Origin of the sequence: Pseudomonas sp. DWRC2-2, from assembly GCF_049897885.1 — a bacterium.
Taxonomy (GTDB): Bacteria; Pseudomonadota; Gammaproteobacteria; order Pseudomonadales; family Pseudomonadaceae; genus Aquipseudomonas; species Aquipseudomonas azotoformans_A.
Genome location: NZ_JAFCXD010000001.1, coordinates 687851 through 713270, shown reverse-complemented (window position 1 = coordinate 713270; position 25420 = coordinate 687851). Strand labels below are relative to the sequence as shown.

At 59.8% G+C, this 25420-nt stretch carries 23 protein-coding genes and 4 tRNA genes; 20 read left to right on the top strand and 7 right to left on the bottom strand.

Going from position 1 to position 25420, the window contains the following annotated elements:
* Positions 1-24: 24 nt before the first annotated feature.
* A complete protein-coding gene (locus tag ACP7EW_RS03550; protein ID WP_033901806.1) occupies positions 25-915 on the bottom strand; it encodes a LysR family transcriptional regulator in 891 nt (296 codons plus the stop codon).
* A 140-nt stretch (positions 916-1055) separates the two neighbouring features.
* Between ACP7EW_RS03550 and leuC the strand changes: the two genes are divergently transcribed.
* From leuC to ACP7EW_RS03455, 19 genes are all read left to right on the top strand, one after another.
* A complete protein-coding gene (leuC, locus tag ACP7EW_RS03545; protein WP_028617121.1) occupies positions 1056-2474 on the top strand; it encodes a 3-isopropylmalate dehydratase large subunit in 1419 nt (472 codons plus the stop codon).
* Between the two features lie 10 nt (positions 2475-2484).
* Positions 2485-3129 (top strand): 3-isopropylmalate dehydratase small subunit, encoded by a 645-nt coding sequence (gene leuD, locus ACP7EW_RS03540; RefSeq protein ID WP_033901804.1) that lies wholly within the window; start codon positions 2485-2487, stop codon positions 3127-3129.
* A gap of 147 nt (positions 3130-3276) precedes the next feature.
* Positions 3277-4041 carry a class I SAM-dependent methyltransferase gene (locus tag ACP7EW_RS03535; RefSeq protein ID WP_426215338.1) on the top strand — a complete coding sequence of 255 codons (765 nt, stop codon included), beginning with the start codon at positions 3277-3279 and terminating at the stop codon, positions 4039-4041.
* 53 nt (positions 4042-4094) lie between these two features.
* A complete protein-coding gene (gene leuB, locus ACP7EW_RS03530) occupies positions 4095-5177 on the top strand; it encodes a 3-isopropylmalate dehydrogenase (protein ID WP_426215336.1) in 1083 nt (360 codons plus the stop codon).
* 64 nt (positions 5178-5241) lie between these two features.
* Positions 5242-6354 carry an aspartate-semialdehyde dehydrogenase gene (asd, locus tag ACP7EW_RS03525; RefSeq protein WP_016976627.1) on the top strand — a complete coding sequence of 371 codons (1113 nt, stop codon included), beginning with the start codon at positions 5242-5244 and terminating at the stop codon, positions 6352-6354.
* A gap of 155 nt (positions 6355-6509) precedes the next feature.
* The gene (locus ACP7EW_RS03520) at positions 6510-7520 is read left to right on the top strand and encodes an aspartate-semialdehyde dehydrogenase (RefSeq protein WP_426215334.1); all 1011 of its coding nucleotides are present in this window, start codon (positions 6510-6512) and stop codon (positions 7518-7520) included.
* Between the two features lie 162 nt (positions 7521-7682).
* The gene (locus tag ACP7EW_RS03515; protein WP_426215332.1) at positions 7683-10250 is read left to right on the top strand and encodes a FimV/HubP family polar landmark protein; all 2568 of its coding nucleotides are present in this window, start codon (positions 7683-7685) and stop codon (positions 10248-10250) included.
* Positions 10251-10391: 141 nt separating this feature from the next.
* Positions 10392-11216, top strand: a complete 825-nt coding sequence (gene truA, locus ACP7EW_RS03510; RefSeq protein ID WP_177076726.1) for a tRNA pseudouridine(38-40) synthase TruA — start codon at positions 10392-10394, stop codon at positions 11214-11216.
* Between the two features lie 64 nt (positions 11217-11280).
* Positions 11281-11901, top strand: a complete 621-nt coding sequence (locus ACP7EW_RS03505) for a phosphoribosylanthranilate isomerase (protein WP_426215330.1) — start codon at positions 11281-11283, stop codon at positions 11899-11901.
* Between the two features lie 244 nt (positions 11902-12145).
* On the top strand, positions 12146-13066 hold the full coding sequence (accD, locus tag ACP7EW_RS03500; RefSeq protein WP_016976632.1) for an acetyl-CoA carboxylase, carboxyltransferase subunit beta: 921 nt from the start codon (positions 12146-12148) through the stop codon (positions 13064-13066).
* A complete protein-coding gene (gene folC, locus ACP7EW_RS03495; protein ID WP_426215328.1) occupies positions 13063-14370 on the top strand; it encodes a bifunctional tetrahydrofolate synthase/dihydrofolate synthase in 1308 nt (435 codons plus the stop codon). The genes accD and folC overlap by 4 nt, the downstream gene beginning before the upstream one ends.
* Positions 14354-15013, top strand: a complete 660-nt coding sequence (locus ACP7EW_RS03490) for an SPOR domain-containing protein (protein ID WP_426215326.1) — start codon at positions 14354-14356, stop codon at positions 15011-15013. Before folC ends, ACP7EW_RS03490 begins: the two co-directional genes overlap by 17 nt.
* A 159-nt stretch (positions 15014-15172) precedes the next feature.
* Positions 15173-15730, top strand: a complete 558-nt coding sequence (locus ACP7EW_RS03485) for a CvpA family protein (protein ID WP_426215324.1) — start codon at positions 15173-15175, stop codon at positions 15728-15730.
* Between the two features lie 41 nt (positions 15731-15771).
* Positions 15772-17277, top strand: coding sequence for an amidophosphoribosyltransferase (gene purF / locus ACP7EW_RS03480; protein ID WP_015884965.1), 1506 nt, complete (start codon positions 15772-15774; stop codon positions 17275-17277).
* A gap of 65 nt (positions 17278-17342) precedes the next feature.
* Positions 17343-18554: an O-succinylhomoserine sulfhydrylase gene (locus ACP7EW_RS03475; RefSeq protein WP_033901792.1), complete on the top strand. Its 1212-nt coding sequence runs from the start codon at positions 17343-17345 to the stop codon at positions 18552-18554.
* A gap of 11 nt (positions 18555-18565) precedes the next feature.
* A complete protein-coding gene (locus tag ACP7EW_RS03470; RefSeq protein ID WP_033901791.1) occupies positions 18566-19330 on the top strand; it encodes an SDR family oxidoreductase in 765 nt (254 codons plus the stop codon).
* Positions 19331-19437: 107 nt separating this feature from the next.
* Positions 19438-19513 (top strand) — tRNA-Val (locus ACP7EW_RS03465).
* A gap of 55 nt (positions 19514-19568) precedes the next feature.
* Positions 19569-19645, top strand: a tRNA-Asp gene (locus ACP7EW_RS03460).
* Positions 19646-19751: 106 nt separating this feature from the next.
* Positions 19752-19828, top strand: a tRNA-Asp gene (locus ACP7EW_RS03455).
* 157 nt (positions 19829-19985) lie between these two features.
* Here the strand turns inward: ACP7EW_RS03455 and ACP7EW_RS03450 are convergent.
* Positions 19986-21269, bottom strand: a complete 1284-nt coding sequence (locus ACP7EW_RS03450; protein ID WP_426215322.1) for an NAD(P)/FAD-dependent oxidoreductase — start codon at positions 21267-21269, stop codon at positions 19986-19988.
* Positions 21270-21453: 184 nt separating this feature from the next.
* Here ACP7EW_RS03450 and ACP7EW_RS03445 point away from each other — a divergent pair.
* Positions 21454-21530, top strand: a tRNA-Val gene (locus tag ACP7EW_RS03445).
* A 284-nt stretch (positions 21531-21814) separates the two neighbouring features.
* Here ACP7EW_RS03445 and ACP7EW_RS03440 read toward each other — a convergent pair.
* From ACP7EW_RS03440 to ACP7EW_RS03420, 5 genes are all read right to left on the bottom strand, one after another.
* On the bottom strand, positions 21815-22519 hold the full coding sequence (locus ACP7EW_RS03440) for a hypothetical protein (protein WP_426215320.1): 705 nt from the start codon (positions 22517-22519) through the stop codon (positions 21815-21817).
* A gap of 75 nt (positions 22520-22594) precedes the next feature.
* Positions 22595-23419 carry a metal-binding protein gene (locus ACP7EW_RS03435; RefSeq protein WP_426215318.1) on the bottom strand — a complete coding sequence of 275 codons (825 nt, stop codon included), beginning with the start codon at positions 23417-23419 and terminating at the stop codon, positions 22595-22597.
* A 282-nt stretch (positions 23420-23701) separates the two neighbouring features.
* The gene (locus tag ACP7EW_RS03430; RefSeq protein WP_426215316.1) at positions 23702-24241 is read right to left on the bottom strand and encodes a recombinase family protein; all 540 of its coding nucleotides are present in this window, start codon (positions 24239-24241) and stop codon (positions 23702-23704) included.
* Between the two features lie 154 nt (positions 24242-24395).
* Positions 24396-24773, bottom strand: coding sequence for a hypothetical protein (locus ACP7EW_RS03425; RefSeq protein ID WP_426215314.1), 378 nt, complete (start codon positions 24771-24773; stop codon positions 24396-24398).
* Positions 24774-25087: 314 nt separating this feature from the next.
* On the bottom strand, positions 25088-25414 hold the full coding sequence (locus ACP7EW_RS03420) for a hypothetical protein (RefSeq protein WP_426215312.1): 327 nt from the start codon (positions 25412-25414) through the stop codon (positions 25088-25090).
* Between the last annotated feature and the right edge of the window lie 6 nt (positions 25415-25420).

Sequence of the window (25420 nt, the reverse complement as noted above, 5' to 3'; positions counted from 1 at the left end):
TTCAGGCCTTTAGGCCGCACAGCTTCATGCCGGTATCCCTGGCAGATCGACCTGTGCATCCAATAGGCTCATGAAAGCCCGCGCAGCGTTCGACAGCGTCCTTTCGGTGTGCACGATATAGCCTAGCTGGCGACTGAGCTGTATGCCCGGCAAAGCGATACTTGCCACCTGATCATCAAGCATGGTGCGTGGCAGCACGCTCCAGGCCAGGCCGATCGACACCATCATCTTGATGGTTTCCAGATAGTTAGTGCTCATCGCAATGTTTGGCGTGAGGCCCTGGGCCTCGAACAATCGGCTGACAATATGGTGGGTAAAGGTATTGCCGCCGGGGAAAACGGCGGGGTGGCCGGCAATATCGGCCAGGCTGATGCCGCCGTTGCTGATCAAGCTGTGTTCCGGCGCGACCACAAAATCCAGCGGGTCATCCCAGACCGGGGTGGCACGTACCAGGTTGTGAGGATCGGGCGCCAGGGTGATCACTGCCACTTCGGCACGGCCATGGAGGATTTCTTCGTAGGCCACTTCCGAATCGAGGAACTGAATATCCAGCGCCACATTCGGGTATTCCCGGGTAAACGTGCGCAGCACCGGCGGCAAGCGATGCAGGCCGATGTGGTGACTGGTGGCCAGGGTCAGGCGGCCGCTGACTTCGCCAGTCAGGTTGGTCAGGGCGCGGCGGGTGTCGTCCAGCACGTTGAGGATCTGATAAGCGCGCGGCAGCAAGGCCCGTCCAGCCTCGGTCAAACCGACTTCGCGACCCAGGCGATCGAACAGGCGCACCTTCAATTGTTGCTCCAGGCCAGCAATGCGCTTGCTGATGGCCGGTTGGGTCAGGTGCAGGCGTTCACCGGCGCCGGAGAAACTGCCGGTCTCGGCGATGGCTATAAAGGCGTTGAGGTTAGCCAGGTCCATTGTGGTATTCCAGTTGGTAATCCAAAGCATAAAAAATATGAATTTGAGTTATTTAATGTAGCGCCATACCATCAGCCTCACAAGCCAAAGGGTTATTGAAAAGCCCGGCATAGAGAAACACCGCTGATGAGGACCGACTGATGGCCGGCAAAACGCTTTACGACAAGCTTTGGGATTCCCATGAAGTGAAACGGCGCGACGATGGCTCGTCGTTGATCTATATCGACCGTCACATCATCCATGAAGTGACCTCGCCCCAAGCGTTCGAAGGCCTGCGTCTGGCCGGGCGCAAGCCTTGGCGCGTCGACTCCATCATCGCCACACCTGACCACAACGTGCCGACCACCCCTGAGCGCAAGGGCGGCATCGAAGCCATTGCCGACCAGGTGTCGCGTTTGCAGGTGCAGACCCTCGACGACTACTGCGACGAATATGGCATTACCGAATTCAAGATGAATGACGTACGTCAAGGCATCGTGCACGTGATCGGCCCGGAGCAGGGCGCGACCTTGCCGGGCATGACCGTGGTCTGCGGTGACTCCCACACGTCGACCCACGGTGCTTTTGGCGCCCTGGCCCATGGCATCGGCACTTCCGAGGTGGAACATGTGTTCGCCACCCAGTGTCTGGTCGCCAAGAAGATGAAGAATATGTTGGTTCGCGTTGAGGGCAAATTGCCGTTCGGCGTGACCGCCAAAGACATCGTCCTCGCCGTGATCGGCAAGATCGGCACCGCCGGCGGTAACGGCCATGCCATCGAGTTCGCCGGCAGCGCCATTCGCGACTTGTCCATCGAAGGCCGCATGACCATCTGCAACATGTCCATTGAAGCCGGTGCCCGTGTGGGCATGGTGGCGGCGGACGAAAAGACTGTTGAATACGTTAAGGGTCGCCCCTTCGCTCCGGCAGGCGCGGATTGGGACGCTGCGGTAGAAGCCTGGAAAGACCTGGTCTCCGATGCCGATGCGGTGTTTGACACCGTGGTTGAACTCGACGCGGCCCAGATCAAGCCACAGGTCAGCTGGGGCACTTCGCCGGAAATGGTCCTGGCCGTTGACCAGAATGTGCCGGACCCGGCCAAAGAGGCCGACCTGGTCAAGCGTGGTTCCATCGAGCGCGCCTTGAAGTACATGGGTTTGCAGGCCAACCAGGCGATCACCGACATTCAGTTGGACCGCGTGTTCATCGGTTCCTGCACCAACTCGCGGATCGAAGACCTGCGCGCTGCCGCAGTAATCGCCAAAGGCCGCAAAGTGGCGTCGACCATCAAGCAAGCCATCGTGGTGCCAGGCTCCGGTCTGGTCAAAGCACAGGCAGAAGCCGAGGGCCTCGACAAGATCTTCCTCGAAGCCGGTTTTGAATGGCGTGAGCCAGGCTGCTCGATGTGCCTGGCGATGAACCCGGACCGTTTGGAATCGGGCGAGCATTGCGCGTCTACGTCCAACCGTAACTTCGAAGGGCGTCAGGGCGCCGGTGGGCGTACCCATCTGGTCAGCCCGGCCATGGCCGCTGCGGCGGCCGTCAACGGTCGTTTCATCGACGTTCGCGAATTGATCTGAGGAATACCCGATGCGTGCTTTTACCCAACACACCGGCCTTGTCGCCCCTTTGGATCGCGCCAACGTCGACACCGACCAGATCATCCCCAAGCAGTTCTTGAAGTCGATCAAACGCACCGGTTTCGGCCCGAACCTGTTCGACGAGTGGCGCTACCTGGACGTGGGCTACGCCTACCAGGACAACTCCAAGCGCCCGCTGAACAAGGACTTCGTGCTCAACGCCGAACGTTACCAGGGCGCCAGCGTGCTGCTGGCCCGCGAGAACTTCGGTTGCGGCTCCAGCCGTGAACACGCGCCGTGGGCCCTGGAAGAATATGGCTTTCGCAGCATCATCGCGCCGAGCTATGCCGACATCTTCTTCAACAACAGCTTCAAGAACGGCCTGTTGCCGATCATCTTGACCGACGCAGAAGTCGACGAGTTGTTCAAGCAGGTGGAAGCCGAAGAGGGCTACCAGCTGACCGTTGACCTGGCCGCGCAAACCGTGACCCGTCCGGATGGCAAGGTGTATCACTTTGAAGTGGATGCGTTCCGTAAGCACTGCCTGATCAACGGCCTGGACGACATCGGCCTGACCTTGCAGGACGGCGATGCGATTGCAGCGTTTGAAGCCAAGCACCGGGCGAGCCAGCCGTGGTTGTTTCGCGATGCCTGATTTGATGTAAGCAGGACTGGCCCCTTCGCGAGCAAGCCCGCTCCCACATTCGACCGAGTTCCTTCAGTTGAAATGCAGTCAAATGTGGGAGCGGGCTTGCTCGCGAAGGCGGCAGCACAAACAACACAAGTCCCAAGGAAAACCACCATGACCAGCACCGCCCACACCCAAGTCGTGCAAAAACAATTCGGCGAGCAAGCCTCGGCCTACCTGAGCAGTGCCGTGCACGCCCAAGGCACCGAGTTCGCACTGCTGCAGGCCGAACTGGCCGGGCAGGGCAGTGCACGACTGCTGGATCTGGGCTGCGGTGCCGGGCATGTGAGTTTCCACGTAGCGCCACTGGTCAAGGAAGTGGTCGCCTACGACCTGTCCCAGCAGATGCTCGACGTGGTTGCCGCTGCGGCGACAGATCGCGGTCTGGACAACATCCGCACCGTTCACGGCGCCGCCGAACGCCTGCCGTTCGCCGATGGCGAGTTCGACTTCGTGTTCAGCCGTTATTCAGCCCACCACTGGAGCGACCTCGGCCTGGCCCTGCGCGAAGTGCGCCGCGTACTCAAACCGGGCGGTGTGGCGGCGTTCGTCGACGTCTTGTCACCGGGCAGCCCGCTGTTGGACACTTACCTGCAAACCGTCGAAGTGCTGCGTGACACCAGCCACGTGCGTGATTATTCCGCCGCCGAATGGATGCAGCAGCTCAGCGAGTCCGGCTTGCATGTGCGCACCAGCAGTCGCCAGCGTCTGCGCCTGGAATACACCTCGTGGGTCGAGCGCATGCGCACGCCAGAAGTACTGCGCGCTGCCATCCTTGAGTTGCAGAAGGCGATGGGCCAGGAAGTGCGCGATTATTACGAAATTCAGGTCGACGGCACCTTCAGCACCGACGTGCTGGTGGTCTTTGCCGAACGCTGATTGATTTTTCCCGACCTGCCCACGGGCGGGTCGCTTGATGAAATGAGGAACGCATGAGCAAGCAGATTCTGATTCTCCCTGGCGACGGTATTGGTCCGGAAATCATGGCCGAAGCGGTCAAGGTCCTGGAACTCGCCAACAGCAAGTACAGCCTGGGCTTCGAGCTGAGCCACGACGTGATCGGCGGCGCGGCCATCGACAAGCACGGCGTGCCCCTGGCCGACGAAACCCTGGACCGCGCCCGTGCGGCCGACGCCGTATTGCTCGGCGCTGTGGGCGGCCCGAAATGGGACAAGATCGAACGTGACATCCGCCCTGAGCGCGGCCTGCTGAAGATCCGTGCGCAACTGGGCCTGTTCGGCAACCTGCGCCCGGCGATCCTCTACCCGCAACTGGCTGACGCGTCGAGCCTCAAGCCGGAAGTGGTCGCGGGCCTGGATATCCTCATCGTGCGCGAGCTGACCGGCGGTATCTACTTCGGCTCGCCACGCGGCGTGCGCGAGCTGGAAAACGGCGAGCGCCAGGCCTACGACACCCTGCCGTACAGCGAGAGCGAAATCCGCCGTATCGCCCGTGTCGGTTTCGACATGGCCCGCGTGCGTGGCAAGAAGGTCTGCTCGGTGGATAAAGCCAACGTGCTGGCCTCCAGCCAGCTCTGGCGTGAAATCGTCGAAGAAGTGGCCAAGGACTACCCGGACGTCGAATTGAGCCACATGTACGTCGATAACGCCGCCATGCAGCTGGTGCGTGCGCCGAAGCAGTTCGACGTGATCGTCACCGACAACCTGTTCGGCGACATCCTGTCCGACCAGGCGTCGATGCTCACCGGTTCCATCGGCATGCTGCCGTCGGCCTCCCTGGATACCAACAACAAGGGCATGTACGAGCCGTGCCACGGTTCGGCGCCGGACATCGCGGGCCAGGGCATTGCCAACCCGTTGGCGACGATTCTGTCGCTCTCGATGATGCTGCGTTACAGCTTCAACCTGGCGGACGCGGCGGACGCGATCGAGAAGGCCGTGAGCCTGGTGCTGGACCAGGGCTTGCGCACTGGCGACATCTGGTCGCAGGGTTGCACCAAGGTCGGTACGCAAGAAATGGGCGACGCAGTAGTCGCCGCGCTGCGGAATCTGTAATCTCTCGGGCCCCCTTGCAGAAGTTTGCTGCAGGCGGCCCACTTTTTAACAAGGTGTAGTTGCGATGAAACGTGTAGGTCTGATCGGTTGGCGCGGTATGGTCGGTTCCGTGCTCATGCAGCGGATGCTGGAAGAGCAGGATTTCGATCTTATTGAGCCGGTGTTTTTCACCACTTCGAACGTTGGTGGCCAAGGGCCGTCCGTGGGCAAGGATATTGCCCCGCTCAAGGACGCCTACAACATTGAAGAGCTGAAAACCCTCGACGTGATTCTGACCTGTCAGGGTGGCGACTACACCAGCGAAGTCTTCCCCAAGCTGCGTGAAGCCGGCTGGCAGGGTTACTGGATCGACGCCGCGTCGAGCCTGCGCATGCAGGACGATGCCGTGATCATCCTCGACCCGGTGAACCGCAAGGTCATCGACCAGCAGCTGGACGCGGGCACCAAGAACTACGTCGGTGGCAACTGCACCGTCAGCCTGATGCTGATGGGGCTGGGTGGCCTGTTCGAAGCTGGCCTGGTCGAGTGGATGAGTGCGATGACCTATCAGGCGGCTTCCGGTGCCGGCGCGCAGAACATGCGTGAACTGATCAAGCAGATGGGCGCTACCCACGCCGCCGTTGCCGATCAACTGGCCGACCCGGCCAGCGCGATCCTCGACATCGACCGCCGTGTGGCCGAAGCCATGCGCAGCGACGCCTACCCGACCGAGAACTTCGGTGTGCCATTGGCCGGCAGCCTGATCCCGTGGATCGACAAGGAACTGCCGAACGGCCAGAGCCGTGAAGAGTGGAAGGCCCAGGCCGAGACCAACAAGATCCTCGGCCGCTTCAAGAGCCCGATCCCGGTGGATGGCATCTGCGTGCGTATCGGCGCGATGCGCTGCCACAGCCAGGCGCTGACCATCAAGCTGAACAAAGACGTGCCGATCAGCGATATCGAAGCCTTGATCAGCCAGCACAACCCGTGGGTCAAGCTGGTGCCGAACAACCGCGACATCAGCATGCAGGAGCTGAGCCCGACCAAGGTCACCGGCACTCTGAATGTCCCGGTGGGCCGCCTGCGCAAGCTGAACATGGGCAGCCAGTTCCTGGGCGCGTTCACCGTGGGCGACCAACTGCTGTGGGGCGCTGCCGAACCGCTGCGCCGCATGCTGCGGATCTTGCTGGAGCGTTGATCGCTTGAAGCAATGAAGAAACCCGCGCTCTGGTGACAGGCGCGGGTTTTTTTTGTTGGCCTTGAGGCCGCCATCAGCCCCACCACAAAAACTGGCCCAATTGCCCCACCACCCGGTAAAGTGCCGCTCCCCCCGCAATGCCCGAGGCAGCCCCCATGACCCAGACCTTTGAAATCGCCGTGATCGGCGCTACCGGCACCGTTGGCGAAACCCTGGTGCAGATCCTCGAAGAGTTGAACTTCCCGGTGGGCACCCTGTATTTGCTGGCGGGCAACAACTCGGCGGGTGCCTCGGTGCCGTTTCGTGGCAAGAACGTGCGGGTCAAGGAGGTCGATGAATTCGACTTCAATAAGGCGCAACTCGCGTTCTTTGCGGCGGGGCCGGCGGTGACCTTGAGTTTCGCCCCGCGTGCTACGGCGGCGGGTTGCGCGGTGATTGACTTGTCTGGCGCCTTGCCCGCTGAGCAGGCGCCGCAAGTGGTGCCGGAAGCCAATGCCCATGTGCTTGATGGCTTGAAAAAACCGTTCCAGCTCGGCAGTCCAAGCCCCTCTGCGACCAACCTGGCGGTCGTCCTCGCGCCTTTGCGCAGCCTGTTGGATATCCAGCGTGTGAGCGTTACCGCCAACCTGGCGATGTCGTCCCAGGGGCGTGAAGCCGTCAGCGAATTGGCCCGGCAAACCGCCGAGCTGCTGAACATGCGCCCGCTGGAGCCGAAACTGTTTGATCGGCAGGTTGCCTTCAATCTATTGGCACAAGTCGGCAAGCCGGACGACCAAGGCCATACCGACCTGGAGAAAAGGCTGATACACGAATTGCGTGCAGTGTTGGAAACTCCATTGCTAAAGATTTCCGCAACCTGCGTTCAAGCCCCGGTGTTTTTTGGCGATAGCCTGACAGTGTCTCTGCAACTCGGTGCACCGGTCGACCTCGCCGCCGTGAATCGCATCCTCGACACAGCGCCAGGAATAGAGCGGGTTGAGGAGGGTGACTACCCTACAGCCGTGGGCGACGCGGTCGGTCAGGATGTGGTCTATGTAGGACGGGTTCGCGCAGGTGTGGATGACCCGGCGGAACTAAATCTGTGGCTGACGTCAGATAACGTACGCAAAGGCGCCGCACTGAACGCCGTGCAGCTGGCGCAGTTGTTGATAAAAGGCCTTGCGTAAAAGATACTTGGCGGCAATTTGTAGATTGATTCTAGCCAGGCGCTATGCTTGGCCCCAGGCAGGAAAAGTTGCGCGTCGGTGACCTATCGGCTCGCCATGCCTTATGGCAGCGGTTACCAACCTTCTCGCAGGCCGGGGAGTGTTCAAACAAAGGATGAGGCTATGGTTCAAGTTCGCAAACTGGTGTTAGCAATAGCGGCCGCCTCGGCGCTGTCCTCCGGTATGGCGCAGGCGCTGCAGCTGGGGGAGATGACCCTCAAGTCGAAGTTGAACCAGCCATTGGCGGTGGAAATCGAATTGCTCGATGTCGGTGGCCTCACCGCTTCCGAGATCACGCCAAGCCTGGCGTCGTCCCAAGCCTTTGTGGATGCGGGCGTGGATCGCCAGGCGTTCCTTGATGACCTGACGTTTACCCCGGTTATCAACCCCAACGGCCGCAGCGTGGTGCGCGTCACCTCCAGCAAGCCGTTACCCGATTCCTACGTACGCTTCTTGTTGCAGGTGCAATGGCCCAATGGCCGGTTGATGCGCGACTACAGCGTGTTGCTCGACCCGGCCAAGTTCGACCAGCCGGCACCGACGACCGCCGCGCCTGCGCCGCGTCTGGCGGCACCGGCCAGCAGCGCGCCAGCTGCAAGCAAACCGGCACAGCACACCACCACCTCCCGCGACACCTTGTGGGAAATTGCCGCGAAGAACCGCAATGGCGGCTCGGTACAGCAGACCATGTTGGCGATCCAGGCGCTGAATCCCGACGCGTTTATCGACGGCAACATCAACCGTTTGAAAACCGGCCAGGTCCTGCGTCTGCCCGATCCCGTACAAAGCACCGCGCTGCCGCAACCCCAGGCGATCGCCGAAGTCAGCGCGCAGAATGCCGCCTGGCGCCAGGGCCGACGCGCTGCCACCAATCCGGCAGCGGGCAAGCAGCAACTGGATGCCACCAAACGCACCCAGGCCGGCAATGCCCCGGCGAGCACTAACGCCAAGGACAACCTGAGCCTGGTTTCCGCCGAAGCGGCCAAAAAGGGCGCCAAGGGCAAGGCCGGCGATAGTGCGGGGTTGAGCGACAAACTGGCGATGACCCAGGAGCAACTGGACACCACCCGTCGCGACAACGAAGAGCTGAAAAGCCGCGCGGCCGACCTGCAAAGTCAGTTGGACAAGCTGCAAAAGCTGATTCAACTGAAAAACGATCAGCTCGCGCGTCTGCAAGCTGAGAAGGGCGCTCCAGCAACGCCGGCCACAGCGGCAATGCCTGCGCAGTTGGCAGGTGAGCCGGCTCCTGCTCCGGCTGCTCCCGATGCCGCTCCCGATGCCGCCGTTGCAACACCTGCGCCCGCCACGCCTGGGCCGGCCAAGGCCGATTCCGCGCCTGCCAGCGTCGAAGGTAAATTCAACGACCTGCTGACCAATCCGATCGTGCTTGGCGTGATCGGTGGTGCCGCCGGCCTGCTGGTGCTGCTGCTCCTGCTGTTGTGGGCGCGCCATCGCAATGCCCGTCGCGAAGAAGAAAAACACCTGCGCATGGCGCGTGCCCTGGCTGAAGAGCCGGTGTTCACCTCGAACATCGATCAGGACTTGCCGCCAGACAGTTTCGAAGGTCTGGAAGTGCCGCCGCCAAACGTCAAGCTGGCCGCTGCACCAGCGCCAGCCCCAGCGGTTGAACCGGCAGTCGCCGTGCCGACCGTCGCCTCCGTACTGGCGCCATTGGCGGTTGCCGTTGCGCCGGTGAACTCCACCGATGCACTGGCCCAAGCCCAATCCCTTGTTGACCGTGGCCACCTGAACCAGGCCGCCGACGTACTGGAACAGGCCATCAAACAGGAGCCCAAGCGCAGCGACCTGCGTTTGAAGCTGATGGAAGTCTACGGCCTGCAAAACGACAAGGACGGTTTCGTGACCCAGGAGCGCCAATTGGTGGCCAATGGTGAAAACCATGCCCAGGTCGAGCAGCTCAAGAGTCGCTTCCCGGCCATGGCCGTGCTGGCGGCGGGCGTCAGTGCTGCGGTGGCCGCGGCTGCCTTGGACGCTCAGTACGTCAAGGATCTGCTGGAAGACAAGCCGACCCCGGCCCCTGCGGAGCCTGAAGCCTTCGACACCGATTTCGACCTGAGCCTGGATGAACTGGAAGAAGCCTCCCCAGCCGTGGTGAAGGACGATCAGCAGACCTTCGAATCGCTGCTGCAACAGCAGACCGAAGCCCAAGCTACGGCGGATGACCTGTCGGACTTCGACTTGGACCTGCAGCTGGATGCACCGGCGTCGGCGCAATCGGATGACGACTTCCTCTCTGGCCTGGAAGAGCAGATGAAGGATGTGCCGGCCGTCGAGCCGCCCACCCTGACCCCGGCGGCCCTGGATGACTTCGACCTGCCGGAAGACTTCGACCTGTCCCTGTCCGATGAGCCGGAAGCTGCCGCCAAACCTGATGCATTTGCGTCTGAACTGGATGATGTCAACGCCGAGCTGGACCGTTTGTCCCAGAGTCTGGAACATCCGTCCATCGAGCCTTCCTTCACCGCAGAAGATGCGGCGAAGGGCGACGATGAGCCGGAGTTCGACTTCCTCTCTGGCACAGACGAAGTGGCCACCAAGCTCGACCTGGCCCAGGCCTACATCGACATGGGCGATGCGGACGGTGCACGGGACATCCTCAGCGAAGTGCTGACCGAAGGCGACGAAACTCAGCGCGGCGAGGCCAAGGAAATGCTCGGCCGGTTGGCCTGACCGTCATACGTCAATGCAGCGGCGACCTTCGGGTCGCCGTTTTGCTTTTGTGGGCACCCGCACAAATCGGCATAATGGCCGCCTTTGCGCAACTCATCAGGCTCTCAGTTCTTGGCAAATATAGATAACGCGGCCGCCGAAATGGCGGCCGCAGGCTTTTACCGCATCGCCCTGGGCGTGGAATACAAAGGCTCGCGCTATCGCGGCTGGCAGCGTCAGGCGTCTGGTGTACTGACGGTGCAGGAAACCCTGGAGAAAGCACTGTCGAAAGTCGCCGATTCGCCGGTGTCGCTGATGTGCGCCGGGCGTACCGATGCGGGCGTGCATGCCTGTGGTCAGGTGGTGCACTTCGACACCCAGGCTGAACGGTCCATGAAGGCCTGGGTGATGGGCGCTAATATCAATTTGCCCCATGACGTCAGCGTCAGTTGGGCCAAGGTCATGCCGGCGCATTTTCATGCGCGCTTCAAGGCCATCGCCCGGCGTTATCGCTATGTGATCTACAACGACCAGATCCGTCCGGCGCACCTCAACGAAGAAATTACCTGGAACCATCGCCCGCTCGACGCCGAGCGCATGGCCGAGGCCGCGCAGCATCTGGTGGGTGTGCACGATTTCAGCGCCTTCCGTGCCGGCCAGTGCCAGGCGAAGTCGCCGATCAAGGAAGTCCATCATCTGCGGGTGACCCGTCACGGCAAGATGATCGTGCTGGATATTCGCGCCGGTGCGTTCCTGCACCATATGGTTCGAAACATTGCCGGGGTGCTGATGACCATCGGCACCGGCGAGCGTCCGGTGGAGTGGGCCAAGGAAGTGCTGGAAAGCCGTGTCCGCCGTACGGGCGGGGTCACGGCGCATCCGTTCGGCCTTTACCTGGTGGATGTGGAGTACCGCGACGAGTTCCAATTACCGGAACGTTTCATCGGGCCACACTTCCTCACAGGTTTCAGCGAACTTGGCGGCTGACGCCCGGAAAAGCTTTTGTTACCATCCGGGACTTTCTCGGTCCAATCCCTGGGGTTTCCACGACATGTCAGCCGTTCGCAGCAAGATTTGCGGGATTACCCGCATAGAAGACGCGCTGGCGGCAGTCGAGGCAGGGGCGGACGCCATCGGTTTCGTGTTCTATGCCAAGAGCCCGCGGGCGGTGAACGTGTTGCAGGCGCGGGCGATCATCGCCGCCTTGCCGCCGTTCGTGACCACCGTGGGGTTGTTCGTCAACGCCAGTCGTTGCGAGCTCAACGAAACCCTGGATGCCGTACCGCTGGATATGCTGCAGTTCCACGGCGACGAAACGCCGGACGAATGTGAGAGCTACCAACGTCCGTATATCAAGGCGTTGCGCGTGAAGGCCGGGGATGACATCGCGGCAGCGTGTGCGGCCTATGGTAGCGCTCGCGGGATTCTGCTCGATACCTATGTCGAAGGCGTGCCCGGTGGCACCGGCGAAGCGTTCGATTGGTCGCTGATCCCTGCTGGCTTGAGCAAGCCGATCATCCTGGCTGGCGGGCTCAACCCCGGCAATGTCCGGGCAGCGATAGAGCAGGTGCGGCCTTATGCCGTGGATGTCAGCGGCGGCGTGGAGCAGGGCAAGGGCATCAAGGATCACGACAAGATTCGCGCATTTATGCAAGCTGTGCGCGGGATGTGACGGCTGGCAGTCTGCCGCCGTCCATAACTACCACTGTGTAAAACAGCCCGGCGCCGCCTGAGGGTGGCCTGGAAACGAAGTGGCAACCCTGCACTGGCAGGTTGTCTGGAAGGCTGAGGAGGCATGCGGGAAAAGGCCGGTCGAAAGTCTGACCCCGTCCAGCATGTGTCATCGCCACATATGAATTTAGCTCAAGGGCATACGCGGGGCTGTGTTCAAGCCACCGGTACTGGAGAAAGAAAGCATGAGCAACTGGTTAGTAGACAAACTGATCCCTTCGATCATGCGTTCCGAGGTGAAAAAAAGCTCGGTTCCTGAAGGTCTGTGGCACAAGTGCCCATCCTGCGACGCGGTGTTGTACCGTCCGGAGCTGGAAAAGACCCTGGACGTTTGCCCCAAGTGCAACCACCACATGCGTATCGGCGCCCGCGCCCGCATCGACATTTTCCTGGACGCCGAAGGCCGCAACGAGCTGGGTGCCGACCTGGAGCCAGTTGACCGCCTCAAGTTCCGCGACAGCAAGAAGTACAAGGACCGTCTGGTCGGCGCGCAGAAGCAGACCGGCGAGAAGGACGCGCTGATTTCCGTCAGCGGCAAACTGCTGGGCATGCCTGTCGTGGTGTCGGCGTTCGAGTTCTCCTTCATGGGCGGCTCCATGGGTGCCATCGTCGGTGAGCGCTTTGTCCGCGCCGCCAACTATGCCCTGGAAAACCGTTGCCCGATGATCTGCTTCGCCGCCTCCGGTGGTGCGCGCATGCAGGAAGCCCTGATCTCCCTGATGCAAATGGCCAAGACCTCTGCGGTGCTGGCGCGTCTGCGTGAAGAAGGCATCCCGTTCATCTCCGTGCTGACCGACCCTGTCTACGGCGGCGTTTCCGCCAGCCTGGCGATGCTGGGTGACGTGATCGTCGGCGAGCCAAAGGCGCTGATCGGCTTTGCCGGCCCGCGTGTGATCGAGCAGACCGTACGTGAAAAACTGCCTGAGGGCTTCCAGCGCAGCGAATTCCTGCTGGAGCACGGTGCGATTGACCTGATCATCCCGCGCGGTGAGCTGCGTCCGCGCTTGGGCAATCTGCTTGCACAAATGATGGGCCTGCCGACGCCTGTGTACGTCGCGCCTAAAGTTGAACCAATCGTCGTGCCGCCGGTGCCTGCAAACCTATGACCCAACGTACCCTGGGCGAATGGCTCGCCTACCTTGAGCAGTTGCATCCGTCCGCCATCGACATGGGCCTGGAGCGCTCGCAACAGGTAGCGGCCCGCCTCGGGTTGGGCCGGCCGGCACCCCGTGTGATCACGGTGACCGGCACCAACGGCAAAGGCTCTACCTGTGCCTTTGTCGCGTCGTTGCTACAGGCCCAAGGGCTGAAAGTCGGCGTCTACAATTCCCCGCACCTGCTGCGTTACAACGAGCGGGTGCAGCTCAATGGTGTCGAAGCCACCGATGAGCAACTCTGCGAAGCCTTCGCCGCGCTCGATGCCGGTCGGGGCGAGATTTCCCTGACCTACTTCGAAATGGGCACTCTGGCAGCGTTCTGGCTGTTCGAGCGTGCGCAACTCGATGTGGTGGTGCTGGAAGTCGGCCTGGGCGGGCGCCTTGACACGGTCAACGTGGTGGATGCCGACCTGGCGTTGGTCACCAGCATTGGTGTGGATCATGCCGACTACCTGGGCAATACCCGCGAATCCGTGGCCTATGAAAAGGCCGGGATTTTCCGTCAGGGCAAGCCTGCGCTGTGCGGTGATCTGGATCCGCCGCATACCTTGCTCGACAAGGTGCGCGAGCTGGATTGCCCGTTTTTCCTGCGCGGTCGCGACTTCAATCTGGAAATCGGTGCGCAGCACTGGCAATGGCGTGGGCACGATGCTCGCGGCCAGGCCGTAGAGCTGTGCGACCTGCCGCTGCTGAACCTGCCAATGGAAAACGCCGCGCTCGCACTGCAGGCCTATCTACTGCTGGATCTGCCGTGGAATGCTGAGCAGATTGCTGCCACCTTGCTGGCGACACGTGTAGTCGGGCGATTGGATCGTCGTGAGTTCCAATGGCAAGGCAAGCGCCTGAACCTGTTGCTGGACGTGGGGCATAACCCCCATGCGGCCGAGTACCTGGCGCAGCGCCTGTCGCGCACGCCGCCGGTCGGTCGTCGCCTTGCAGTCTTTGGCTTGCTGGCCGATAAGGACCTGGGGGGTGTGGTTGCACCCTTGCTGGGCAATGTCCAGGCATGGGCCGTGGCGCCACTTGATACCTCGCGCAGCCGTCCGGCCGCCGAGCTGGAAGTGGCCTTGCAGAACCTTGGTGCGTCGGTGGCGTCGTATGCAAGCGTGACCGCTGCCCTTGAAGCACAGTGCGCCCTTGCCACCCCCGATGATGAGATTCTGTTGTTCGGGTCATTTTATTGTGTTGCCGAGGCGCTTGAGTGGTTGGCCCGGCGCTCCACGGAGGAAGCTGCACATGGCATTACTGGATAGCGCATACAAGCAGCGAATGGTCGGAGCCCTGGTGTTGGTGGCGTTGGCGGTGATTTTCCTGCCGATGCTGTTCTCGCGTCAGGACGAAGAGCGCCAAGTGGTCGTCGAAGCGCCGTCTGCGCCACAGGCGCCGGCGGTGCCGCAAGTGCAGGTTGAACCGGTGGTGGTGCCTGAGCCCCAGGCCTTGCCGGAAGAAGAGCCGGTGCCGAGCGATGCGGAGGTTGCCGCCCAGCAAGCTCCATCGATGCCGGTTCAGCCGAGCGTGCCGGTGGTCAAGCCGGCACCTGCGCCGATCGTGGCGGCCAAGCCTGCCGCGCCTGCGCCCGCACCTAAGCCAGTAGCGCCGCAACCGGCTGCACCGGGCAAGCCGGATGTGGGGCAGAGCCGTATTGATCCGAATGGCCTGCCGATCAGTTGGTCGATTCAAGTGGCCAGCCTGGGCAATCGCGAAGGTGCTGACGCTTTGCAGAAGAAACTGCGCAGCCAGGGTTATAACGCCTATATCCGCAGCGCCGATGGCAAGAACCGTGTGTTTATCGGGCCGCTGATCGAGCGTGCTGAAGCGGATCGCCTGCGAGACTTGCTGGATCGCCAGCAGAACCTCAAGGGGTTTGTCACCCGTTTCCAGCCTGAGCGCGGCTGAGTAACTGCCGATTCCGGTTGGAAATGCGGGTCAAATGTGGGGTTGAGATCGGATTCGCTCGCCCCAAACTACTGATTTGCAAGGCACTGACAATCACAGCTTACCGACAGCCCGACGCTCTGCTAAAATGCGCCGCCTCATCTGTCCGTAGGCTGAACTGTGCCATTTACCTGGGTTGATTGGGCGATCGTCGCAATCGTCGCCATCTCCGCTTTGATCAGTCTAAGCCGCGGCTTCGTAAAAGAAGCACTGTCGTTGCTGACCTGGATCATCGCAGGAGTCGTAGCCTGGATGTTCGGCGGTTCATTGTCGGTCTACCTGGCCGTATACATCGAGACACCTTCGGCTCGCGTCATCGCGGGCTGCGCCATCATGTTCATCGCCACGCTGCTGGTGGGAGCAATGGTCAATTATCTTATCGGCGAGTTGATACGTGTCACCGGCCTCTCCGGGACCGATCGATTTCTCGGCATGGCCTTCGGCGCCGCGCGTGGCGCGTTGCTGGTGGTCGTGGCGGTCGGGCTGTTGAGCCTGGGGCCGGTACAGCAGGATTCGTGGTGGCAGGAGTCGGTACTCGTGCCAAAATTTCTATTGGTTGCAGATTGGTCCAAGAACCTCATTTTGGGGTGGAGCAGTCAGTGGCTGGCCAGCGGAATCAGCGTACCCGCTGATCTTCCGTTCAAGGAACACCTCTTGCCGGCCAAAACGCCTCAGTAAGCTGTGTTCAGTCAAGATTCATTAAGTAGGGGTTGCGTCGCATGTGTGGCATCGTCGGTATCGTCGGTAAGTCGAACGTCAATCAGGCGCTGTATGACGCGCTAACCGTCCTCCAGCACCGCGGCCAGGACGCTGCCGGTATTGTGACCAGCCACGACGGCCGGTTATTCCTGCGCAAGGACAATGGCCTGGTGCGTGACGTGTTCCATCAGCGTCACATGCAGCGCCTGGTCGGGCACATGGGCATTGGCCATGTGCGTTACCCGACCGCCGGTAGCTCGACATCGGCCGAAGCTCAACCGTTTTACGTCAACTCGCCTTACGGCATCACCCTGGCGCATAACGGTAACCTGACCAACGTTGAACAACTGGCCAAGGAGATTTACGAATCTGACCTGCGCCACGTCAACACCAGCTCCGACTCGGAAGTGCTGCTCAACGTGTTCGCTCATGAGCTGGCCCAGCGCGGCAAGCTGCAGCCGACCGAAGAAGACGTGTTCGCCGCCGTCACTGACGTGCACAACCGTTGCGTCGGTGGTTACGCCGTGGTGGCCATGGTTACCGGTTATGGCATCGTCGGCTTCCGTGACCCGCATGGCATCCGTCCGATCGTGTTCGGCCAGCGTCACACCGACGAAGGCGTCGAATACATGATCGCGTCCGAAAGCGTGTCCCTGGACGTGCTGGGCTTCACCCTGATCCGCGACCTCGCGCCGGGCGAAGCGGTGTACATCACCGAAGACGGCAAGCTGCACACCCGTCAGTGCGCCGTGGCACCTAAACTCACCCCGTGCATCTTCGAACACGTCTACCTGGCGCGTCCGGATTCGATCATCGACGGTGTTTCGGTCTACAAGGCGCGTCTGCGCATGGGCGAGAAGCTGGCCGAGAAGATCCTGCGCGAGCGTCCTGAGCACGACATCGACGTGGTGATCCCGATCCCGGACACCAGCCGCACCGCTGCGCTTGAGCTGGCGAACCACTTGGGCGTCAAGTTCCGCGAAGGCTTCGTGAAGAACCGCTACATCGGCCGTACCTTCATCATGCCCGGCCAGGCTGCACGCAAGAAGTCGGTGCGTCAGAAGCTCAACGCCATCGAGCTGGAGTTTCGCGGCAAGAACGTAATGCTGGTGGATGACTCCATCGTGCGCGGGACTACCTGCAAGCAGATCATCCAGATGGCCCGCGAAGCCGGCGCGAAGAACGTGTACTTCTGTTCCGCAGCGCCTGCCGTGCGTTACCCGAACGTCTACGGCATCGACATGCCGAGCGCCCATGAGCTGATCGCTCACAACCGTTCGACCCAGGACGTGGCCGACCTGATCGGCGCTGATTGGCTGATCTACCAGGACCTGCCGGACCTGATCGAGGCGGTGGGTGGTGGCAAAATCAAGATCGACCAGTTCGACTGCGCCGTGTTCGACGGCAAGTATGTGACCGGTGATGTCGACGAGGCCTACCTGAACAAGATTGAGCAGGCGCGTAACGATTCGTCGAAGATCAAGACCCAGGCGGTCAGCGCGATCATCGACCTGTACAACAACTGAGTGACAACCGGCCCTGAGGGGCCGGTTTTGTATCTTAAATAAAGAATTGAGTAAGGAGTCGCAGCATGAGTCAGGAATGGGATGCCGGTCGGTTGGACAGCGACCTCGATGGCGTAGCTTTCGATACCCTGGCTGTGCGCGCCGGCCAGCACCGCACCCCGGAAGCTGAGCACGGTGACCCGATGTTCTTCACCTCCAGCTATGTGTTCCGCACGGCGGCCGATGCTGCTGCGCGCTTTGCTGGCGAAGTGCCGGGTAACGTGTATTCGCGCTATACCAACCCGACGGTGCGCGCGTTCGAAGAGCGTCTCGCGGCACTGGAAGGCGCTGAGCAGGCAGTGGCCACGGCTACCGGCATGGCGGCCATCCTCGCGGTGGTGATGAGCCTGTGCAGTGCGGGCGACCATGTATTGGTATCGCGCAGTGTGTTCGGTTCGACCATCAGCCTGTTCGAGAAGTACTTCAAGCGCTTCGGCATCGAAGTGGACTACGTGCCCCTGGCGGATCTTTCCGGTTGGGATGCGGCGATCAAGGCCAACACCAAATTGCTGTTCGTCGAGTCGCCGTCCAATCCATTGGCCGAGCTGGTGGATATCGCTGCGTTGTCCGAGGTGGCGCATGCCAAAGGCGCGATGCTGGTCGTAGACAACTGCTTCTGTACCCCGGCGCTGCAACAGCCGTTGAAGCTGGGTGCGGACATTGTCGTGCACTCGGCGACCAAGTTCATCGACGGCCAAGGTCGTTGCATGGGCGGTGTGGTTGCGGGTCGCAGCGAGCAGATGAAAGAAGTCGTCGGCTTCCTGCGTACCGCTGGCCCGACCTTGAGCCCGTTCAACGCGTGGATCTTCCTCAAGGGGCTTGAGACCCTCAACCTGCGGATGAAGGCCCACTGCGCCAACGCCCAGGCTTTGGCCGAGTGGCTGGAGCAGCAGGACGGTATCGAAAAGGTGCATTACGCCGGTCTCAAGAGCCACCCGCAACACGAGTTGGCCCAGCGTCAGCAGCGTGGTTTCGGAGCGGTGGTGAGCTTTGAGGTGAAGGGTGGCAAAGAGGGCGCATGGCGCTTTATCGATGCGACCCGTCTGATCTCCATCACCGCCAACCTGGGTGACAGCAAGACCACTATCACCCATCCGAGCACCACCTCCCATGGTCGCCTGGCGCCGCAGGAACGTGAAGCGGCCGGTATCCGTGACAGCCTGATCCGCATTGCGGTCGGCCTTGAGGATGTTGCTGACTTGCAAGCTGACCTGGCTCGCGGGCTGGCGGCCTTGTGATCGAGTGGTCCATGGAGGCTGCGGCAGCCAGTAACGGGCGCGTCGCGCTGGTGACGGGTGCGGCGCGGGGCATTGGCCTTGGGATTGCTGCGTGGTTGATCAGCGAAGGTTGGCAGGTGGTGTTGACCGACCTGGACCGTGAGCGTGGCTCCAAGGTATCCAAGGTGCTGGGTGATAACGCCTGGTTTATCAGCATGGACGTGGCCGACGAGAAGCAGGTGGCCCAAGGTGTTGCCGAGGTGTTGGGGCAGTTTGGGCGCCTGGACGCATTGGTCTGCAATGCGGCGGTGGCTGACCCGCGCAATATCACCCTGGAAAGCCTCGATCTGGCGTACTGGAATCGGGTGCTTGCGGTGAATCTCAGTGGGCCGATGTTGCTGGCCAAGCACTGTGCGCCTTATCTGCGCGCCCATGGCGGTGCTATCGTCAACCTGGCATCCACCCGGGCTCGACAGTCTGAGCCGGACACCGAAGCCTACGCGGCGAGCAAGGGTGGCCTGCTGGCCCTTACGCACGCCCTGGCAATGAGCTTGGGCCCGGAAGTGCGGGTCAATGCGGTCAGCCCTGGCTGGATCGATGCGCGTGATCCGGCCGCTCGTCGCGCCGAGCCGTTGAGTGATGCTGATCATGCGCAACATCCGGCGGGCAGGGTAGGCACTGTAGAAGACGTGGCGGCGATGGTGGCGTGGCTGCTGTCGCGCCAGGCGGGGTTTGTCACCGGGCAAGAGTTTGTCGTGGACGGTGGCATGAGCAAGAAGATGATTTACAGCGAGTAGGGCGGGTAGCCGTCTTGAAGCAATTTTGTCTTTTTCAGAAAAACTTCAAGCAGGCTATTGACTTAGGTCCGATACCTGCGTAAATTTCGCGGCCTCAACGAAGCAAAGGGTGATTAGCTCAGCTGGGAGAGCATCTGCCTTACAAGCAGAGGGTCGGCGGTTCGATCCCGTCATCACCCACCACTTCCTGAGAGTTTTGCCCCAGGGCAAGACGCAACGTTAAAGGTTGCACCGACGCGCAGCGGTAGTTCAGTCGGTTAGAATACCGGCCTGTCACGCCGGGGGTCGCGGGTTCGAGTCCCGTCCGCTGCGCCATATTTTCCAAGTCTGATTCGTCGGGCTTGAGATTGAACAGCCTAGACTGATCAATCAGATGTTTAAAGACGGTTGAGGGTTTTATGCTCATCCGGTCAAGCGATACGCAGCGGTAGTTCAGTCGGTTAGAATACCGGCCTGTCACGCCGGGGGTCGCGGGTTCGAGTCCCGTCCGCTGCGCCATATCTGTCTCAAGGCCCGCTGAACGCCTTGAAGCACAAAGCAAGCCTCTGGCTACTTTGATCCGATAGCAAAGACCCCGGTCGAAAGACCGGGGTTTTTTGTGTCTGCGATTTGGTGGTTCATGATGGGCGCCGACTTGCCGGCACCCATCGCGCTGTCAGAAACCCAGCTTGTCCCGCAACCCGTAGTACCAGGCGCCCATTGCCGCGAACGGCGTGCGCAACAGTTGCCCGCCCGGGAACGGGTAGTGCGGCAGGTCGGCAAACGCGTCAAAACGCTCTGCCTGACCTCTGAGCGCCTCCGCCAGTACCTTGCCGGCCAGGTGCGTATACGTCACGCCATGGCCACTGCAGCCCTGTGAGTAGTAGATGTTTTCGCCCAGGCGTCCCACCTGCGGCAGGCGCGACAGGGTCAGCAGGAAATTACCGGTCCAGGCGTAGTCGATCTTCACGTCCTTGAGCTGCGGGAAGGCCTTGAGCATCTTCGGACGGATGATCGCTTCGATGTTCGCCGGGTCACGCGCGCCATACACCACGCCACCACCAAAGATCAGGCGCTTGTCGCTGGTGAGTCGATAGTAGTCGAGCAAATAGTTACAGTCTTCGACGCAGTAATCCTGCGGCAGCAGCGTCTTTGCGAGATCGTCACCCAGAGGCGCTGTGGTGATCACTTGCGTGCCACAGGGCATCGACTTGGCTGCCAGTTCCGGCACCAGATTGCCCAGATAGGCATTGCCCGCGACGATAACGAACTTAGCCCTGACCTTGCCCTCAGCGGTATGCACCACTGGGTTGGCGCCGCGCTCGATTCGCACGGCTGCCGATTGCTCATAGATTGTGCCGCCCAAAGATTCCACGGCCGCCGCTTCGCCGAGCGCCAGGTTGAGCGGGTGGATGTGGCCGCCGCTCATGTCCAGCAAACCGCCCACATAGTTGTCGCAGGCAACCACTTCGCGGATACGGCGCTCGTCCAGCAACTCCAGCTGCGTATGACCGTAGCGCTCCCACAGGCGCTTCTGCGACTCCAGGTGGCCCATGTGCTTGCTGTTGAGCGCGGCGAATACACCGCCGTCCTTCAGGTCGCACTGGATCTGGTACTTGGCGACGCGCTCGCGGATGATCCTGCCGCCTTCGAACGCCATCTCTCCCAGCAGTTGTGCCTGTTTGGGCCCGACGCTGCGCTCGATCACATCGATATCACGGCTGTAGCTGTTGACGATCTGCCCACCGTTGCGGCCCGAGGCGCCAAACCCCACCTTGGCGGCTTCCAGCACCGTCACGCGAAAACCGTTCTCCAGCAGGAACAGCGCGCTGGAGAGGCCGGTGTAGCCGGCACCAATCACGCATACATCGGTTTCGACCTCACCTTGCAGCACCGGGCGAGGTGGAACGGCATTCGCGGACGCGGCGTAATACGACTGGGGGTAGGGGGTGTTCGCCATCCTGGAACCTCTGTTTTATATTTTTTACGAGTGCGTCGATCCTACCTGAGTTGAAAATTGCCTGCCAGCCACCCGAAATCCACGGGCGTGCTCCGCGCAAATAAAAAATTCGCATATTCATAGGGTTAGCTGCAAAAAAGATGTTGACACCCCTCCGGAATTCCGTAGAATGCCGCCTCACAGCAGGCACGTAGCTCAGTTGGTTAGAGCACCACCTTGACATGGTGGGGGTCGTTGGTTCGAGTCCAATCGCGCCTACCAAACATAATCCGCTCTGCTGGGCGGTCTAGAAGGGCTCACCGAAAGGTGGGCCCTTTTTTGTTGTCTTGGAATTTTTCAGAACATTCACAAAATATCTGGTTCGTTCACACTGGGCAATGTGAACACCGGTTTGCGCTCTAGCTTTGAAAGGATTTGGAGATGGGCCGGGTTGGTAATCGTTGTGTCGAGCGAGCGTATCACGTGATGTCAGCGGGTAGTGGCGGCCTGTAAAGCCACCAAATCAGCAAAAGCTTGGTGGTCTACAGGGCAAGGAAATAAGAGTATCAATCCAGGCGTGGAGTTTTGACGTCATGATCCAGCATCGGATTCTCAGCGCTGCTCGGTAGTTGTTCCGCGCGAGCTTGGGCCTTCCAGGCGAAGCCAAGCAGCTCACCAATGCGATCTGTGAATGGCTTGGCATCTTTGCCCAGCTTTCCAATAGCGACGCCAAAATCTCCCATTAGGGTGTAGAAATGGCTGAGGTTGGAGACTTTCTTGTTCAGTTCTTTTTGCAGTTCTTCCAGGCGCTTCAACAGGCGTCTCTTATGGCCGTCATCTAGCGCGGAGTCTTTTTTCAGTAAGTCTCGCAGCTCGTTGATGATTTCCTGGATTCTGTTCAGGTCGCCGTCGGTGAACTCATACGCAAAACCATTGGCGAGCGAGATGCCGAAGCTCTTCTTTAGTGCCTCTAGCTTCTTGGCGGAGGACTGCCCGACAAAATCAGCCAAGCTGTCACGAAGGAATCGGGCCATGTTGTTGCACACATAACCCATATGCCCCTCCACGTCGGGGTTTGGGTTGCTGTTAGCGATAAGGTTGTGCTCCTGTAGGCTCATTATCGCGGCAGTGGCTTCTAGAAGAGCGCCATGAATCTCCTCTGTCCAGTCAGATGACTCTTTAGAATAATCGAGAGCGAAGCGGCAGATAGCGATTGCGCCCTCAATCGGATTGTCCCCAACCGTATTCAAAATATCCTGTGGAATACTCATGTAAGTTCCTTGGTATGTGGCAATGTGATGACTGGGTGGGTGGATTCTAGGGACAAGGTGTCATGCCCAGCATCTCTACCTGATTGGATAGCTAACAATAGACATCTGGGCAGTCAGTGCGACCATCTGATCCCCTTGCAACTCGACCGCAGGGAAACTGGAGAATTGAACATTTCGGCCTGAAAGATCCAAAAACAGCGACTTGTCAGTTAGCTCCAGCTTCACCGCTCCTACCGGATATATTCCCTTTTCTTTCTCTGTGACAAGGAACGCCAGTGGAAAGAAGGAAAGGAGGCTCATGCAGCATATGTTCTGCCCGTTTTTCACGCTGAAGAGCTTGATGCTTTGATGATACTTGTGTGGAAAGAACCAGTAGAAGATGTCGTGTGTATCGCTCATGGCGTGATCATCGCCTAGCACAAACTTCTTCAGTGGATCGAAGTAGGGTGTGGATTGGCCGGGTTTAACACATTCCTGTACCGACGTGGCAGATAGGACGTGACCAACCATGGCGCGTGCGTACTTCAGGGCGTTTACCGGCGTGTGAACGCTCGAAACGGGGCTGTTCGCATACTTGAAGAAATGGTTGATTTTGCGGGTGAAAGACTTGCAGGCTTCGGCGATTTCTCCGTCATTCTGACCCAGTGCCGTCATATTGCAGTTTCGGCAGATTGTGCGGAATTTGCTGCCATTCGGAGATCGTACGCCTTTTACTTTTGGGAGTTGAAGGTCGAAAGCTTCGGTGAGGTGGACCTGTTCCACCGCAGTTACCGTGATGCTCCCTTGTGGAGGGACATGATCCTGGGAGAGAGTTCCATATGTGCCGCAGATCAGGCAATGACCGGTTGTGATCTTGGTGTGTTTGCTTCGTTCAGATAGCGATTTCGCAAAGTCACCCATGACGACCTCTCTCTCAAATCCTTGTGTGTTTTGTTTGTAGCACGAGCTTGATGTTCTATCTATCTGTGGACGGGCTTTTGCCCCGCCGCCAAAAAAGAAGGCAGCTCGAAAGGCGTTCGAATTCTTCATCCAAAAAGTAAGTTGGTGGAGTCAGATATCCAGCAGAACGGCTTAACAACCCGCAACAGGTCAAATACAAACCGTTCTTGATTCCAAAATAAGTGTTGGGCTGGGTGCCGCTGAGCCCGCTCCTGGCGGGCATTGGGTGCAGTCAACAGGATGTCATTCCTTCATTGCCCGCTGCACAGTGGAAAGGCTGACGCCAAGTGCCTTGGCCGTATCACGGTAGGAGGCCCCGTTGGCGACGTGTGTACGGATTGCATCGGCGTTGGTGGTCTTCACTCCACCTTTGTAGACGCCTCTCGCCTTGGCCCCGGCAATGCCTTCACGTTGGCGTTCTTTGATCATTGAGCGTTCGAACTGAGCGACGGCGCCCATCATGCTCAACATCAAGTCTTGGTTAGCGTTCTGCTCGTTGGTGAACAGCAAGTTCTCTTTGTGGAAATGGACGTTGACGCCTCGGGCTTTGAGGTCGCTCACCAGACCAAGCAAATCAACCAAGCTACGGGCAAGCCTGTCAATCGAGTGGACATGAATCGTGTCACCCTCACGAACGTAGCGAAGCATTTCCTGTAGGGCGGGACGCTCAGTTGTGGAACCTGACACCTTGTCTTCAAACACCTGGGCGAAGGTCATGCCATCCAGTTGGCGAGCGGTAGTCTGGTCTACCGTTGAAACGCGCTTGTAGCCAACATCTGCCATTTCCTTGTTCCTGTGTTCATCTGGGTCTAGATCATGCCATTCTGGCCCTCATGCCCGGTGAAAACAACGCTGGAGCCCACGAAACTGTATTCATCCGACCAGTGGTCAACAGGGTGTACCCAGATGAACACATACAACCAAAATATTGCCCGAACTACTTTCCTGACGTGCTGGCACGCTTAGACGGGAACACCATCGGTATTCCGAATTGAATCCTTGAGGCTTGTCCAGCTTTGCTGCTCATATCTCCGCCCGCATTAAGGCCGAAAGAAGCTGCGCCCACCTTTAAACCCGCCTTTCCTGCCGTGGAGTCTTCCGTAGTGACGGCCACGTCAAAGTTCACGCGCTCGACAAGGCGTCCCCGTTCCGACTGATCAAGGAGAGTTCGGCCGAAGCCTTGGGAGTCGCGAGAGTGAGTCGCAAGGTGAGTTGGATTAACAACTGCATCCGTATCAGCTAGCGTTTCACTTGCAACCAAAATCCCCTCTGCAATTTGGCTGAGGCTAGTGGCAATGAAGTCCTTAAGATCCATGGTTATTCCTTCTGATTGAGGTTGGTGCAGTATCTAACATTCCGCCCTAGGGCCGGGTGTTGCCATCTTGCTGAAAACTAGCGATTCAGGCCCATTTCGAGCGTTTTGTTGCGAAAACCTCAATCGAGTACAACCACCACAACCTACTAAACCAAGCCCCCCCTACAAGCCACGGAAACACTGAGCTACAGACGTGCCACAAGACTTATGTCTGGAAGGGATGACCTCAGCGACCACGGGAATTGGGTGGGTTTAGCCTGGGATAATTGAGGATATGGCCGAGGTTTTGAGTCTCGGCCATGGGAAGCAGTAGATTACGTAGCTGGCTGAGTCGGGTCGAAGTCTTCAATTTCATAGGCGCCATACCTCAGCTCGATCAACACACCAAGAGCCTCACTGTTACCAATCTGTACCACGTAGGTAAGTTTCGGGATTTCAAATTTGACAGCTGTATCTTTGAAGAACTTTTTGAATCCCCGCGCGACTAGGCCTTCCTTATCGTCATAACCCTCGATCGAGGTTGTCCAAACCGTGTCCACATTCGTAAGTTTCTGAAAGCCCTCGACCTCTAGCTGTTGATTGAAAGCATACCGCTGGTTTTCAGCGCCTGAAAGGTCGAGAGACAGCATCACGTACAACATTCGAAA

What these genes read in the sequence shown, in the direction of transcription:
- accD (WP_016976632.1), top strand. Translation starts at nt 12,146, where the DNA reads ATGAGCAACTGGTTAGTAGACAAACTGATCCCTTCGATCATGCGTTCC.
- ACP7EW_RS03520 (WP_426215334.1), top strand. Translation starts at nt 6,510, where the DNA reads ATGACCCAGACCTTTGAAATCGCCGTGATCGGCGCTACCGGCACCGTT.
- ACP7EW_RS03515 (WP_426215332.1), top strand. Translation starts at nt 7,683, where the DNA reads ATGGTTCAAGTTCGCAAACTGGTGTTAGCAATAGCGGCCGCCTCGGCG.
- ACP7EW_RS03430 (WP_426215316.1), bottom strand. Translation starts at nt 24,241, where the DNA reads ATGGCAGATGTTGGCTACAAGCGCGTTTCAACGGTAGACCAGACTACC.
- ACP7EW_RS03475 (WP_033901792.1), top strand. Translation starts at nt 17,343, where the DNA reads ATGAGTCAGGAATGGGATGCCGGTCGGTTGGACAGCGACCTCGATGGC.
- ACP7EW_RS03420 (WP_426215312.1), bottom strand. Translation starts at nt 25,414, where the DNA reads ATGTTGTACGTGATGCTGTCTCTCGACCTTTCAGGCGCTGAAAACCAG.
- ACP7EW_RS03440 (WP_426215320.1), bottom strand. Translation starts at nt 22,519, where the DNA reads ATGAGTATTCCACAGGATATTTTGAATACGGTTGGGGACAATCCGATT.
- asd (WP_016976627.1), top strand. Translation starts at nt 5,242, where the DNA reads ATGAAACGTGTAGGTCTGATCGGTTGGCGCGGTATGGTCGGTTCCGTG.
- ACP7EW_RS03435 (WP_426215318.1), bottom strand. Translation starts at nt 23,419, where the DNA reads ATGGGTGACTTTGCGAAATCGCTATCTGAACGAAGCAAACACACCAAG.
- truA (WP_177076726.1), top strand. Translation starts at nt 10,392, where the DNA reads ATGGCGGCCGCAGGCTTTTACCGCATCGCCCTGGGCGTGGAATACAAA.
- ACP7EW_RS03425 (WP_426215314.1), bottom strand. Translation starts at nt 24,773, where the DNA reads ATGGATCTTAAGGACTTCATTGCCACTAGCCTCAGCCAAATTGCAGAG.
- leuB (WP_426215336.1), top strand. Translation starts at nt 4,095, where the DNA reads ATGAGCAAGCAGATTCTGATTCTCCCTGGCGACGGTATTGGTCCGGAA.
- ACP7EW_RS03450 (WP_426215322.1), bottom strand. Translation starts at nt 21,269, where the DNA reads ATGGCGAACACCCCCTACCCCCAGTCGTATTACGCCGCGTCCGCGAAT.
- ACP7EW_RS03535 (WP_426215338.1), top strand. Translation starts at nt 3,277, where the DNA reads ATGACCAGCACCGCCCACACCCAAGTCGTGCAAAAACAATTCGGCGAG.
- leuD (WP_033901804.1), top strand. Translation starts at nt 2,485, where the DNA reads ATGCGTGCTTTTACCCAACACACCGGCCTTGTCGCCCCTTTGGATCGC.
- ACP7EW_RS03470 (WP_033901791.1), top strand. Translation starts at nt 18,566, where the DNA reads ATGGAGGCTGCGGCAGCCAGTAACGGGCGCGTCGCGCTGGTGACGGGT.
- purF (WP_015884965.1), top strand. Translation starts at nt 15,772, where the DNA reads ATGTGTGGCATCGTCGGTATCGTCGGTAAGTCGAACGTCAATCAGGCG.
- leuC (WP_028617121.1), top strand. Translation starts at nt 1,056, where the DNA reads ATGGCCGGCAAAACGCTTTACGACAAGCTTTGGGATTCCCATGAAGTG.
- ACP7EW_RS03490 (WP_426215326.1), top strand. Translation starts at nt 14,354, where the DNA reads ATGGCATTACTGGATAGCGCATACAAGCAGCGAATGGTCGGAGCCCTG.
- ACP7EW_RS03550 (WP_033901806.1), bottom strand. Translation starts at nt 915, where the DNA reads ATGGACCTGGCTAACCTCAACGCCTTTATAGCCATCGCCGAGACCGGC.
- folC (WP_426215328.1), top strand. Translation starts at nt 13,063, where the DNA reads ATGACCCAACGTACCCTGGGCGAATGGCTCGCCTACCTTGAGCAGTTG.
- ACP7EW_RS03505 (WP_426215330.1), top strand. Translation starts at nt 11,281, where the DNA reads ATGTCAGCCGTTCGCAGCAAGATTTGCGGGATTACCCGCATAGAAGAC.